The following is a 13164-nucleotide window of genomic DNA, read 5'->3' on the forward strand; positions in this document are numbered from 1 at the left end:
AGGTCCGGCGACGTGGTCGAGTGTTCGATCGAGGGGCTCGGGACGCTCAGCAACCGGATCACGGCGCTGGACTGACCGTGTCCCCGCTCGGGGCGGTCTCATCGCCCCGGGCGGGGTCCGGGCCGCGCGGTCCGCCCTTCGGCCCAGGGGCGTCGCGCCGGCGTGGAGCGCCGGTGTCGGGCGCCGGTCAGGAGCCCCGGGCGTAGGTGCGCTTGGTGGTGCCCTTCGGGTCCGTCTCCAGGTAGCCGGTGCCGTAGTCGTCGGTTAGGTAGACCTTGATGGTGGGGCTGCCGTCGAACATGTCGGGGTTGATGAGCAGGTAGCGCGTCGTCGGCTGGGGGACGTTCAGGGTGTCCTGGGCGCGCTGGAGCAGGCCGGGCACGACGTCCCAGCTGTACTGCTGCAGGTCGATGGGCTTCTCGTCGCCGTTCAGCTCCCCGCCGGCCTCACGGTCGACCTTGCCGTCGCGGATCGTGATCCGGTCGTAGAGCTTGGGGCCGGCCGCGGTGGGCACCTCGGCGATGGCGTACTCCGGGTAGACGGTCAGCTCGAAGACCTTGTTGCCGGGCGTGTAGGGCTGCAGGGCCGCGACGGTGCGGCGCACGCCGTCCGGGGTCAGCAGGGTCGCTCCCGCGGACGGGGCGGCCGTCGGCGGCACGGCGGCCGTCGCAGTCGGTACGGCGGTCGGCGTGGCGGCGGTGGACGGCGAGGTCGCGGGCGGCGGGTTGCCGGACACGAGGCTCGTGGCGCCGGTCGTGTTGCTCGGGGCCTTGGCCGCATCGGCCGCCGCGTCGGTGCCGGACCGGCTCAGGTAGAGGGCCCCGGCGCCGGCGAGCACCACCGCACCGGCCGCCACCACGGCGATCGTGGTGCGGCCCCGGCGGGAGGTGGACGCCGCAGGCGCGCCCATGGTCGGGGGCAGCGGGAAGCCGGTGGGTATCCGGTCCTGCGGCGCCGACGGCGCGGGCGGGGCGAGCGGGGCGGGCGGGGCGAGCGGGAAGGTCCCGGTCTCGTATTCGGCCTCCGCCAGCGCCCGGTCGAGCTGCTCGGCGTCCGGGCGCAGCGCCGGGTCCTTGCCGAGCAGGGCGACCAGCAGCGGCCCGAGCCGCCCGGCCCGGCTCGGGGGCGGCAGCGGCTCGTCGAGGACGGCGGCCAGGGTGGCCAGGGTGGTCGCCCGGCGCAGCGGGTGCCGGCCCTCGATGGCGACGTAGAGCAGCATGCCGAGCGACCACAGGTCGGAGGAGGGGTTGCCCTCCTGACCGCGGATCCGTTCCGGTGCGATGTACTCGGGCGAACCGATCAGCGCCCCGGTCGCGGTCAGCGCGGTGGCGTCCTGGACGGCCGCGATGCCGAAGTCCGCGAGCACCGGGGTGCCGTCGAGGCGCAGCAGCACGTTCCCGGGCTTGACGTCCCGGTGCTGGACACCGACGGCGTGCGCCGCGCGCAGTGCGGACAGCACGCCGCGCCCGATGCGGGCGGCGTCGGCCACACCGAGCGGGCCGTGGGACAGCCGGTCGGCGAGGCTGCCGCCGCTGACCAGCTCCATCACCAGCCAGGGGTGGGGGTGCTCCGGGCTGTCGACGATGTGGTGGATGACCACGACGTTGGGGTGCTGCAGCCGGGCGAGCGCCCGGGCCTCGCGCAGTACCCGCTCGCGCAGCTCCCGTACGCCGTCCGGGTCGGCCGCGGCCATCGCCGGGTCCGCCGGACGGACCTCCTTGAGCACCACTTCGCGGTGCAGTGCGTTGTCCCGGGCCCGCCAGACCAGGCCCATGCCGCCGCCACCGAGCTGCTGGAGCAGTTCGAAGCGCCCGTCGACGAGGCGTCGTTCCGCCCCAGCTGTGTTCATGGCGGTCATGGTAGGAGATCCCGGGGACAGTTCCGGCCACGCGGGGGGCCCGCCGAGACGGGCTCCCGGCCGGTCGTGTACGGGCCTTTCACTCCCGGCTCTCGCGGACGACCGAGGCCGCCCAGACGCCGGCGACCAGGAGGGCCACCGCCAGCAGGACCACGCCGATCACGATGGCGGTCCAGCCCCCGCTGGTGAGGTTGTCCAACTGCTCCCGGTAGGTGGAGTCGTGGGGCTCGGGCATGCCCTCGCCGAAGGAGCCGGCGGCGCGGGGGTGGCAGACGTCCTCGGGCGACATGGGACGGCCGTAGCAGGTGGGCACCGCGGTGTGCAGCTTGTGGACGCCCATCAGGACCAGGCCGAAGCCCGCGCCGAAGAGTACGAGCACGATCAGCATCTTGACGGCCCCCGGTTCCGTTGACCCGCACGGCCTCGGGCTCGGCGGGCGTACGCACGCTCCGACGCGCGACGCGCCCAGGGCGGTTCCGCCCGGCCGAAATGCGCCCCGGGCCGCTGACAGGGTTTCGGCCGGTGCGCCAGCATGGGGGGCATGCCCGAGACGCCGAGGACCTTCCGCAGGATCGCCGATGACTACGTCGCGCAGGTCGCGGCGCTCGATCCGGTGACTTCGACCAGACTCGGCCTGCACCCCGAGGACGACCGGCAGCCGGACCTGTCGCCGGAGGGCTTCGAGGCGCTCGCCGAACTGGCCCGGGGCACGCTGGCCGCGGTCGACGCCGCCGAGCGGAGCACCGGGATCCCCGAGGACCCTGCGGAACGGGACTGTGCCCGGCTGCTGCGGGAGCGGCTGACCGCCGAGCTCGCCGTGCACGACGCCGGGGACCAGTTCCGTCAGCTGCGCAACGTCAACTCGCCGCTGCACACGGTGCGGGGCGTCTTCACCATGATGCCCACCGACACCGAGGAGGACTGGGCGGCCGTCGCCGGGCGGCTGCGCCGCGTGCCGGGCGCACTCGACGGCTACCGGGCGACCCTCGCCGAGGGCATCGGCCGCGGGCTGCTGTGCGCGCCCCGGCAGGCCCGGGCGGTCATCGCCCAGCTCGACGCCTGGACCGGACGGGACGGCGGCGCGAGCTGGTTCACCGGCTTCACAGCGGCCGGCCCCGCCCGGCTACGGCCCGAACTGGACGCCGCCGCCGAGCGGGCGACCGCCGCGGTGGCCGCCTTCCGTGACTGGCTGTGCGACAGCTACCTGCCCGCTGCCGACGGGACCCCGGACGCCGTCGGCCGGGAGCGCTACCTGCGCTCCGCCCGCTGGGCCAACGGTGCGGACGTCGACCCCGCCGAGGCGTACGCCTGGGCCTGGGAGGAGTTCCACCGGACGGTCGCCGAGATGCGGGTCGTGGCCGACCGCGTCCTGCCCGGCGCCGGCGCGCGGGCGACCATGGACCACCTCAATCGGCACGGGCACGCGATCGAGGGCGAGGAGAACATCCGCGCCTGGCTCCAGCAGATCATGGACGAGGCGATCGACGCCCTCGACGGCGGCCACTTCGACATCGCCGGCCCGCTGCGCCGGGTGGAGACCAGGATCGCGCCGCCCGGCAGCTCGGGCGCGCCCTACTACAACGGTCCCAGCCTCGACTTCAGCCGGCCCGGCCGCACCTACCTGCCCGCCCTCGGCCGACGGTCCTTCCCCACCTGGCAACTCGTCAGCACCTGGTACCACGAGGGCGTCCCCGGCCACCACCTGCAGACGGCCCGCTGGACCGCCTCCGCCGACCGTCTGAGCAGCTACCAGATCACCCTCGGCGCGGTCAGCGCGAACAAGGAGGGCTGGGCGCTGTACGCCGAGCGGTTGATGGACGAGCTGGGCTTCCTGACCGATCCGGCGCGGCGCCTCGGTTACCTGGACAAGCAGATGCTCCGGATCATCAGGGTGATCGTAGACATCGGCATGCACCTGGAACTCGCCATCCCGGCGGACTCAGGCTTCTGTCCGGGCGAACGCTGGACCCCGGCCCTCGCCACCGAGTTCATGGCCGCCCACCACGGCAGCGACATCCCGCGCCGTACCAGCGAGATCGACCGCTACCTCGGCTGGCCCGGACAGGCCATCGGCTACAAGCTGGGCGAGCGGGTCTGGCTGGAGGGACGCGAGGCGGCCCGGCGCCGGCTCGGACCCGGGTTCGACCTGCGGTCCTGGCACACCGACGTGCTCGCCCACGGCTCGCTCGGCCTGGACGACCTGGCCGGCAGGCTCGCGTAGCGCCGACGAGAGCCGGGTCGCGGGCCGGGCACGCGAGCCCGGCCCACGACCCGGTCCGGGGTCACTGCATCAGCGCGAGCCGGACGCCGAAACCGATCAGCAGCACGCCCGTCACCCGCTCGATGCGGCTGCGTACCCGCGGGCGCCGCAGGAACGCGCCGATGCGGTCGACGGTGACCGTGTAGAGGCTGAACCACAGCAGGTACAGCACCACGAAGACCGCCGAGAGCGCGAGCGCCTGGCCCAAGGTGTGCCCGGTGGTGGGGAGGAACTGCGGCAGGAAGGTGACGAAGAACAACGCCACCTTGGGGTTGAGCGCGTTCGACAGGAAGCCCTGCCGCAGGTACACCAGTCGGGTGTTCCCGGCCGCCGCCGGCGCCGTCGCGTCCGCCGCGCCCTTCGCGGACTGCCGGGCCGCGCGCAGGGTGGCGATGCCCATCCAGACCAGGTACAGCGTGCCGACGGCCTTGAGCACCGTGAACGCGACGGCGGAGGCCACGAGCAGGGAGGACACGCCCAGTGAGGCGGCCGACACGTGCACGCTGAGGCCCAGCATGCCGCCGAGCGTGGTGTAGAGGCCGGCGGTCCGGCCGCCGACCAGGGCGTTGCGGGTGATCAGCGCCTGGTCGGGGCCGGGGATCATGATCAGGATGAGCGCGGCGATGATGAAAGTCAGCATGCCGTCGCCCGGACGTGGTTACCCGGAGTGTTCTGTCCGATCGTCATCTTGCTTCTCCGTTCCGGTGGTTGGGAATGGAACGATCTTGACGGACGCGACCGGGGCGCGCCATCCTCACGTCACACTGATCACGTGCGACGGGGGAGCGGAGTGGAGCATGGAACTGCGGACGGAGTCGGCGGTGGTGTGAGACGGGGCCCGTCCCGCGCCCGACCTTCCGGGTCGGGGCACGGGACGGGCCATGAGGGGGATCAGCGCAGGCCGGCGAAGAGGTCGTTCTCCGGTACGGCCGCGCCGGTGGTGTCCTGGACGCGGACGAAGGTCTCCACGCCCATCAGTTCGGTGAACCGCTCCTTGCCCATGCGCAGGAAGAAGATGTTCTCGCCCTGGCTGGCGTGCGCGGCCAGGGCGTCGAACTTCTGGCTGCCGAACTCGGTGGTGTCGACCCAGGTGGTGATCTCCTCGTCGGGGAGGCCGATCTCGGGCATCGCCTCGATCTCGGCCGGATCCGACCCGGTCTCGGCCGGGTCCGTCTCCTCCCAGTCGGAGCCGAACTCGCGCATGAGCTCGCCGAAGCGCTGCATCGCCGAGCGCGGCGCCGTCGTCCAGTAGACCTTCGGCGTCATCCCGGTCAGCTCGAGGGCCGCCATGGTGATGCGGTTGGCCTGGATGTGGTCCGGGTGGCCGTAGAAGCCGTTCTCGTCGTAGGTCACGACCACGTCGGGCCGGTAGTGCCGGAGCAGTTCGGCGAGGCGGGCGGCGCCCTCCTCGACGGGCGTCCGCCAGAAGGAGCCGGGCGCGTCGTTGGCCGCCCAGCCCATCATCCCGGAGTCCGCGTAGTCCAACGTCTCCAGGTGGCTGACCTTGAGGACGTCGCAGCTCGCCTGGAGTTCCTCGCGGCGCATCGCGGCGACGGCCGCCGGGTCGTGCCCGGGCTCGCCGGGCTTGACGCCTCCCGGTCCGTCACCGCAGGCGCCGTCGGTACAGGTGACGAGGACCGTACGGATCCCCTCCGCCGCGTACCGCGCCAGCACACCCCCTGTTCCGGTGGCCTCGTCGTCGGGGTGGGCGTGCACAGCCATCAGCGTCAAGGGCCGGTCAACCATGGAAACCATCCTCCGGTCTGAAAAGTGCTCGGCCCGAGTCTGCGGTACACGGGCGGCCTATCGCCAGCGAAATCGGGGCGATGTGGAGAGGCACTACACCTCGATGTTGGAGCCCATGAGCACCGTGCGGTCCTGGGGCAGCTGGAAGAAGGTCGCGGCGCTCGACGTGATGTGCGAGGTGGCGATGAACAGGTGCTTGCGCCAGGTCGGCATGGTCTTCTCCGGGCCGGGCGTCAGCTCGATCTTGGAGAGGAAGTAGGTGCAGGTGTCGAGGTCGAGCCGGCCCTCGGTCTCCTCCGGCTTGAGACGGCGCAGCGCGGCCGGGACGTTCGGCGCCTCCATGTAGCCGAACTTGACGGTCACCAGGATGATCCCGTCCTCGGTGTGGCCGAGGGAGTCGACGACGGCGCGGTCCTGCGGTCGTACGCGGGGCACCGGTACGGTCTGGATCGCCACGATCGCGACGTGTTCGTGGCGGACCCGGTTGTGTTCGACGTTGGCTCGCAGCGCCAGCGGCACGGTGGTGGACGAGCGGTTCAGGAAGATCGCGGTACCCGGGACGACGGCCACGTCCTTCCCGGTCTGCAGTTCGTCGATGAAGGGCTGCAGCGGGCCCTCCAGCCGTTCACGGCTCGCGGTGACGACGTCGCGCCCGCGCCGCCAGGTGGTCATGATCACGAAGGCGACCAGGCCGATCAGCAGCGGCAGCCAGGCGCCGTGGATGAGCTTGGTCATGTTGGCGGCGAAGAAGAGCAGGTCGATCGTGACCAGGACGCCGCCGCCGATGACGATCACCGGCAGCGGTACCTTCCAGCGCTGCCGGGCGACGTAGAAGAAGAGGATCGTGGTGATGGTGATCGTCGCGGTGACGGCCATCCCGTAGGCGAAGGTGAGCGCAGCCGAGCTCTGGAACGCGAAGACGAGGACGAGCACCGAGATCATCAGCAGCCAGTTGATCCACGGGACGTAGATCTGCCCGATCGTCTTCTCGGAGGTGTGGGCGATGCGCAGCCGCGGGAGGTAGCCGAGCTGGGCGGCCTGGGAGACGACGGAGAAGGCGCCGGTGATCACCGCCTGGGAGGCGATGACGGTGGCCGCCGTGGCCAGGATGACGAGCGGTACCCGTCCCCACCCGGGCGCCAGGAGGAAGAACGAGCCGTTCACGTTGGCGGGGTCCTTCAGGATGAGGGCCGCCTGTCCGAGGTAGCTCAGGACCAGGGTCGGGAGAACGAGGAAGGTCCAGGCCCGGGTGATCGACCGGCGGCCGAAGTGGCCCATGTCCGCGTACAGCGCCTCGGCGCCGGTGAAGGCCAGGACGACGGCCGCGAGGGCGAAGAAGGCGATGCCGAAGTGGTTGACCAGGAAGTCGACGGCGTACGTGGGCGACAGCGCGCGCAGGACGTTCGGCTCGTCGGCGATGCCGGCGACTCCGAGCGAGCCGATGGTGAGGAACCAGACGATCATGATCGGCCCGAACAGCTTGCCGACGGCCTCGGAGCCGCGTCGCTGGCCGAGGAACAGCAGCACGATGATCACCGTGGTGATCGGGATGATGAGCTCGTCCATGCCCGGGTCGACGACCTTGAGGCCCTCGACCGCGGACAGCACGGACATGGCCGGTGTGATCATGCTGTCGCCGAGGAACAGGGCGGCGCCGAATATGCCGAGTGCCGCCAGCCAGACCGCGGTGCCCCTGCCCCGGCTCGCGAGCTTCTGCTGGAGGAGGGTGATCAGCGCCATGATCCCTCCCTCGCCGTCGTTGTCCGCGCGCATCGCGAGCGAGACGTAGGTGACGGAGACGATGAGGATGACCGACCAGAAGACCAGCGACACGACGCCGTAGACGTTGGCGGTGTTCAGCGGCACCGGGTGCGGGTCGTCCGGGTTGAACAGCGTCTGCATCGTGTAGATCGGGCTGGTGCCGATGTCGCCGAACACCACGCCGAGCGCGCCGACGATCAGGCCCAGTCGCGCCGTGTCGCGTACGACGGCCTTGCCGCCGCCGGGCGGTCGTTTTCCTGCCTCGATCTGTATCGCCTGCACTCGTCGCAACTTTCGCTCGGCGAGCCGGTCCGAGTCGGTAGCCCGGCCACGACTTCGCACTGTTCCGGCGCCGAACCGGGCCCGCGCGCTTGGTTGCGTGAGCCGGTCAGCTGCCCAAGTAGAAGTAGTGTCGTGCTGCGGTGTCAAACCCGTGCGACCAGCGACGACGGCCCGTGGCTGCCGCGCCGCTTCCTGTGAGCGACGGCCCCCGGCCGGGGGCCGGGGCGGCGGCGGGCCGTCGTCTCCCGGCCCCTCCCCCCCCCCGCCAGAGCCCGACAACATGGCGTCGTCTTCCCAACCGTCCTTCCCGTCGCCCCCCTCGTCGCCCTCCTTGTTCCCCCCAGTCAGCGTGCAGCTGTGCCCGGCCGTGACGGCGGCCGTCACCTGGGACCAAGTGGTCATGTCGGTACAGGTCTTGGGCAGCACGGTGGTGGCTCCTGCGGCGGTCGGATCAGACGGCGGGCCGGGCCTGCGGCAGCGACGGGATGTCGGCGACGCTGTCCAGCACGTGGGTCTGCGGGTGCCCCTCGAAGTCTGCGCGGGTGAGCTCCCCGGTCAGGACGCCGATCACCACACCGGCCCCGGCGTTGGCGCCGGCCTCGACGTCCACGACGGTGTCGCCGGCCGCCAGCACCCGACGGGTGTCGATGACCCCGGTCTTCTCCATCGCCCGGTGGATCATGTGCGGCGCCGGACGCCCGCGCGGGACCTCGTCCGAGGTGACGACCGCGTCGAGGTTGCCGCCCTCGCCGGCGGACCAGCCGAGCGACTCCAGCAGCGGGTACGCGACGTCGTCGCTGAAGCCGGTGGTCAGGGCCACCTTGATGCCGCGTCGGCGCAGCTCGGCCAGGGCCTCCTCGACGCCGGGGATGGCCTGCGGGGGAGTCGTCCGGTAGGCCTCGCGCAGGAACTCGCGGAAGGCCGCGTAGCCGTCCTCGACGAGGTCCGGGGTCGGGGTGCCGCCACCGAGGCGGACCAGGGCGGCGATGGCCTCGCGCTTGTCGGTGCCCATCCAGGTCTGGAGGTCGGCCTCGGCGACCGGCACCCCGGTGCGCTCGACGGCGGTGCGCAGGGCCCGGTAGACGGCACCGGCCTCGTCGATGGTGGTACCGGCCATGTCCAGGGCGGCGAGCTCGATCACGGTGTCAGTCCTCTTCGGTGCGGTAGCGGCCGATGACGGTACGGCCGTTGATGGTGTTCTCGATGGTGAAGGTGGCCATGGCGGGCAGGTAGCGGTCGTCCGCGTCCTCCAGCGGCACGCCCTGGCTCGACGCGGTGAGCCGCCGCACGCGCAGCAGCGGGGTGCCGACGGCGACGTGCAGGAGCTCGGCGTCGCCCGGTTCGGCGGCGACGGCGTCGATGGTGTGCCGGGCGTGGTGCAGGTCGACCTCGCGGCGCAGCAGCTCCTCGTAGACGGAACCGCTGTCCGGGTCGAAGTCGAACAGGATCCGGCCGACCTCGTGGACGAAGGTGGAGCGCTCCAGCATGGCCGGAACGCCGTCCAGCAGTCGCAGCCGGACCAGTTCGACGACCGGTTCGCCCTCGGTGAGGCCGAGCCGGGCCGCCGCCTCCGGGGTCGCCCGGCGGCGGGCCACCTCGACGGTCGTCTGCCCGGGCTCGCGGCCGATGCTGCGGGCCCACTGGGTGAAGGACAGGAAGGTGCCGAACGGCTGGGAGGGGGCCGAGCGGCGGGCGACCGGAGGTTTCCCGCGTCCGCCGACCAGGCTGCCCTCACGGCGCAGCATGGCCAGGGCCTGGCGGACCGGGCCGCGGGAGGTGCCGAACTCGGCGCAGAGCTGCGACTCGCTGGGCACCGGCTCGCCCTCGGGCCACTCGCCGGACTCGATGCGGCGCTGGAACTCGGCGCCGAGCCGTTGGTGGAGAGGAAGCTCATCACTTGTCTTCACAAGCTGACTATGACACTCGGGGGCGGAACTTCTCAAGGTGGGGTCACCTGCGGGTTTCCCCGGACGGCCGCCCCTTCCCCGGTGTTCGTCGAGTGGATGAACAGACGGTAACTTGTACATACATCTCTTGACGTCGACGCCGACCAGCCCGGAACCTGGAGCCATGAGCAGCAGCACACCCACCACCGCCCCCGCCGAATCCCGTACGCACACCCCCGCCGCGCCCGGCCGCAGCGACGTGGTGATCGTCGGGGCCGGCATCATCGGCCTGGCCCACGCCTTCGAGGCGCTGAGCAAGGGGCTGTCCGTCACCGTCGTCGACCGCGACCGGCAGCCCGTCGGCGCCTCGGTCCGCAACTTCGGCCACTGCTGCATCAGCGCCCAGGACGGCGAACTGCTCGCCCTCGCCCAGCGTTCCCGGCCCGGCTGGCTGCGCGCCGCCGAGGCCGCCGGCATCTGGGCCGCGGAGGCCGGCACCCTGGTGGTCGCCCGGTCGGCGACCGAGGCGGCCGTCCTGGAGGAGCTGCGCGCCGAGCGCGGCGGCGACGCCGTCGAGCTGCGCACCGCGGCGCAGACGGCCGCGCTGCTGGGCCGCGCGGCCGGCGCGGCCGGCGACCTGGTGGGCGGCGCGCTGCTGCCCGCCGACCTGCGGGTGGACCCGCGCGAGGCGGCGCCCGGCCTGGCCCGCTGGGTGGCCGAGCAGCCGCAGGGCCGGATCCTGTGGGGCACCGCCGTCACCGGCGTCGAATCCGGGACGGTGCACACCACCCGCGGCCCGGTCCATGGCGACCGGATCCTGATCTGCGTCGGCCACGACCTGGACTACCTGTTCCCCGACGTCGCCGAGGACCACGAGGTCCAGCGCTGCCGGCTCACCATGGCACGGGCCGAGGCCCCGGCCGGTTTCCGCACCGACTCCGCGGTGCTGACGGCCACCTCGATGCTCCGCTACGACGCCTTCACCTCCCGCCCCTCGGCCGCCCGGCTGCGGGAGGAGGTGCTCGGGCACAGCGCGGAGCTGCTGGAGATCGGCGCCAACGTGATGTTCACCAGGCTCCCGGACGGCACCGTGCTGGTCGGAGACTCGCACCACTACGACGCCACCACGCCGCCGTTCATCGACGAGCGCACCTACGAGCTGCTGATCGGGGCCGTCGCCGAGGTCCTGGGCGTCGAGCGCCTGCGGATCCTCGAACGCTGGCAGGGTGTCTACGCCAGCAGCCCCCGCGGCCCGCTGCTGGTGCGCGACCTGGCGCCGGGGGTCCGGGCGATCTCGGTCACCTCGGGCATCGGCATGACGCTGTCCTTCGGCCTCGCGGCCGCCACCTTCGACGGCACGCTCGCTCCGACCGCCTGACCCGCCTGACCCGCCTGACCCGCCTGACCCGCCGGGCTCGCCTGAGCCTCCTGATCCTCCTGATCCGCTTGCCCGGGGCCGCCCGGTGGCCGGTGCCACCGAGTGGCCCCGTTCGGGTTGCGCCCCGTCCCGAAGGGGGAGTTGAGGCAGGCCTGACGGCGCGCCAATTACCGCGGCTCGGCGCCGGACTTCCCCCCCCGGCATGCCGTGGACGATCACGGCCTGCCGGGGGGCTGGTACGGCATGTTCACATACGGCTGGGCACTTGACGATACAAGTGAGCGGCGACAGGCCGAACCTCGCTGTGCTCCAGGGGTGGCGGCCGACCGTGACGCCGCCCCCAACGGCGGCACCCGGTCCGCAATCGTCACCTTCCGTGCTGGAATCGACTCCCTGCGTGAGAGGATCTCCGGGTCAGCGCGACCCGAACGCAAAGGACGAAGAGATGGCCGAGCGCCAGAACGGCACCGTGAAGTGGTTCAACGACGAGAAGGGCTACGGCTTCATCACTCCGGAGTCGGGCCCCGACCTGTTCGTGCACTTCCGTGCGATCGAGGGGGGCGGTTTCAAGTCGCTGGTCGAAGGTCAGAAGGTCACCTTCGAGGCCGTCCAGGGCCAGAAGGGGATGCAGGCCGACAAGGTCCAGGTCGTGGGGTAGCCGTGGGGCTGCCCGGGCTGAGCGACCGGCACGGTCGGCGGTGGGGCAGCAACAGTGGCGTCGCTCACGGCGCCGGCCGCCGACGAGTACCAGCTCACCTTCGTAGCCGGCAAACAGGAGTACGTGTCGGTCATCCGCCCGCTGGGCTGACGATCTCCCTGTAGTGAGCCTCGTTCTCCCCGGGTGGGTCGGGTCCTGGCCCCGACCTGCCCGGACTCGTTCGGGAGCAGCTCTTGTACACGGAGCCGGCGGCTGCCGCACTACGGTGTCCCGCCGAGCCCTTCGAAGGGCAGCGGGGACCAGCCCGCCGGGACGCGCCGGGCCGATCGGGCCAACCCCTTCAGGCTTCGAACCGCTGCCAGCCAGTGCGCGCAGTCCGTGCAGCATGCGGGGTGTGAGTCGAGGTCAGGGCGGTAGCCGGGGCGCCCGGTGTCCTCGCCGTCGACGTGAGCGGACATCGCTTCCCGGAAGTCGGCACAGCTCATGGGCCCATGCTCCGTCAACGGAGCAAGGTGGCGGTAGTGGGCCGCGCTCGCGTTCCGGCACTCGCGCCAGGGTCGAGCGCCGCGGACGACGAGATGGCGGGCCTCGCGGTGGACACGGGCGCGTGCGTCGAGGAACTCGTCCGCGTAGTCGACGCGGGGCGCCGCGGTTCCCGGTACGGGCTCGTTCCTCTGTTCGGAAAAGAATCATGCAGATGTTCGGAACTTCCCGGGGTTCCGGTCCGACTCGTGTGCCGGGTGCCGTTGTCGACGGTGCCCGGTTCCAGGAGGAAGGACGGAGCATGCGGTCCAACGAACGTTCTTCGCACCGGTTCGGACCCGATGTCACGGGGATCGCCCGGTGAGCGCGCCGACGGCACAGGAGGTGCCGCAGGCGGCGCCGGACCGCTGGAGCCTGGTCGCGGTCGCGGGGATGCTGTCGTTCGTGGCGATGCTCGACATGAACATCGTCAACATCGCACTCGCGGACATCGCCGACGGCTTCCACATATCCGCCCAGACCGCCCAGTGGGCCGTCCTGGGTTACCAGCTCCCCCTGGTGGCCCTGCTCCTGCCCGCCGGACGGTGGCTGGACGCCGTCGGCACCCGGCCGGCCGTGCTGACCGCCGTCGCCGGATTCGCGCTGGGCAGCGTCACCGCCGCATCGGCGCCCTGGGCCGGCGCGCTGATCGCGGCGCGCGTGGTCCAGGGGGCCTTCGGCGCCGTGCTGTTCGTCCTGATGCCGGTGCTGGCGATGCGCTCGGTGCGGCCACAGCTGCGAGCCCGGGCGATGAGTGTGCCCGCGACGCTGGGGCCGCTCGGCGCGGTCACCGGCCCCGCCCTGGGCGGGCTG

11 protein-coding genes are annotated in these 13164 nt (G+C 72.1%); 4 read left to right on the forward strand and 7 right to left on the reverse strand.

Annotated features, from left to right (window positions below; genetic code table 11):
- Positions 1 to 187 precede the first annotated feature (187 nt).
- Together ACFQ87_RS40800 and ACFQ87_RS40805 are read right to left on the reverse strand one after the other, a co-directional pair.
- Positions 188 to 1849, reverse strand: a complete 1662-nt coding sequence (locus tag ACFQ87_RS40800; protein WP_380616024.1) for a serine/threonine-protein kinase — start codon at positions 1847 to 1849, stop codon at positions 188 to 190.
- An 88-nt stretch (positions 1850 to 1937) separates the two neighbouring features.
- On the reverse strand, positions 1938 to 2237 hold the full coding sequence (locus tag ACFQ87_RS40805) for a hypothetical protein (RefSeq protein WP_380616025.1): 300 nt from the start codon (positions 2235 to 2237) through the stop codon (positions 1938 to 1940).
- Positions 2238 to 2399: 162 nt separating this feature from the next.
- On the opposite strand from ACFQ87_RS40805, the gene ACFQ87_RS40810 reads away from it, so the two are divergent.
- Entirely contained in the window at positions 2400 to 4079 is a 1680-nt protein-coding gene (locus tag ACFQ87_RS40810) for a DUF885 domain-containing protein (protein ID WP_380616026.1), read from the forward strand.
- A gap of 61 nt (positions 4080 to 4140) precedes the next feature.
- Here ACFQ87_RS40810 and ACFQ87_RS40815 read toward each other — a convergent pair whose 3' ends face one another.
- The 5 genes from ACFQ87_RS40815 to ACFQ87_RS40835 form a co-directional block, all read right to left on the reverse strand.
- Complete coding sequence (locus ACFQ87_RS40815) at positions 4141 to 4758, reverse strand: LysE family translocator (protein WP_380616027.1); 618 nt, start codon at positions 4756 to 4758, stop codon at positions 4141 to 4143.
- A 251-nt stretch (positions 4759 to 5009) separates the two neighbouring features.
- Entirely contained in the window at positions 5010 to 5864 is an 855-nt protein-coding gene (locus tag ACFQ87_RS40820) for a PIG-L family deacetylase (RefSeq protein WP_380616028.1), read from the reverse strand.
- A 93-nt stretch (positions 5865 to 5957) separates the two neighbouring features.
- Complete coding sequence (locus tag ACFQ87_RS40825; protein WP_380616029.1) at positions 5958 to 7907, reverse strand: potassium transporter Kup; 1950 nt, start codon at positions 7905 to 7907, stop codon at positions 5958 to 5960.
- 451 nt (positions 7908 to 8358) lie between these two features.
- Complete coding sequence (locus ACFQ87_RS40830) at positions 8359 to 9048, reverse strand: phosphonatase-like hydrolase (protein WP_380616030.1); 690 nt, start codon at positions 9046 to 9048, stop codon at positions 8359 to 8361.
- A gap of 4 nt (positions 9049 to 9052) precedes the next feature.
- Positions 9053 to 9814 (reverse strand): GntR family transcriptional regulator, encoded by a 762-nt coding sequence (locus ACFQ87_RS40835; RefSeq protein WP_380616031.1) that lies wholly within the window; start codon positions 9812 to 9814, stop codon positions 9053 to 9055.
- A gap of 163 nt (positions 9815 to 9977) precedes the next feature.
- Here ACFQ87_RS40835 and ACFQ87_RS40840 point away from each other — a divergent pair, with 163 nt between their 5' ends.
- From ACFQ87_RS40840 to ACFQ87_RS40850, 3 genes are all read left to right on the forward strand, one after another.
- Positions 9978 to 11171, forward strand: a complete 1194-nt coding sequence (locus ACFQ87_RS40840) for a TIGR03364 family FAD-dependent oxidoreductase (protein WP_380616032.1) — start codon at positions 9978 to 9980, stop codon at positions 11169 to 11171.
- Positions 11172 to 11616: 445 nt separating this feature from the next.
- Positions 11617 to 11829, forward strand: a complete 213-nt coding sequence (locus ACFQ87_RS40845) for a cold-shock protein (RefSeq protein ID WP_145911193.1) — start codon at positions 11617 to 11619, stop codon at positions 11827 to 11829.
- 843 nt (positions 11830 to 12672) lie between these two features.
- Positions 12673 to 13164 (forward strand): MFS transporter (locus tag ACFQ87_RS40850; RefSeq protein WP_380616033.1); only part of this gene is annotated, 492 nt, incomplete at its 3' end.

The organism is Kitasatospora sp. NPDC056531 (assembly GCF_042794375.1).
Lineage (GTDB): Bacteria > Actinomycetota > Actinomycetes > Streptomycetales > Streptomycetaceae > Kitasatospora.

What these genes read in the sequence shown, in the direction of transcription:
- ACFQ87_RS40845 (WP_145911193.1), top strand. Translation starts at nt 11,617, where the DNA reads ATGGCCGAGCGCCAGAACGGCACCGTGAAGTGGTTCAACGACGAGAAG.
- ACFQ87_RS40810 (WP_380616026.1), top strand. Translation starts at nt 2,400, where the DNA reads ATGCCCGAGACGCCGAGGACCTTCCGCAGGATCGCCGATGACTACGTC.
- ACFQ87_RS40815 (WP_380616027.1), bottom strand. Translation starts at nt 4,758, where the DNA reads ATGCTGACTTTCATCATCGCCGCGCTCATCCTGATCATGATCCCCGGC.
- ACFQ87_RS40840 (WP_380616032.1), top strand. Translation starts at nt 9,978, where the DNA reads ATGAGCAGCAGCACACCCACCACCGCCCCCGCCGAATCCCGTACGCAC.
- ACFQ87_RS40820 (WP_380616028.1), bottom strand. Translation starts at nt 5,864, where the DNA reads ATGGTTGACCGGCCCTTGACGCTGATGGCTGTGCACGCCCACCCCGAC.
- ACFQ87_RS40800 (WP_380616024.1), bottom strand. Translation starts at nt 1,849, where the DNA reads ATGAACACAGCTGGGGCGGAACGACGCCTCGTCGACGGGCGCTTCGAA.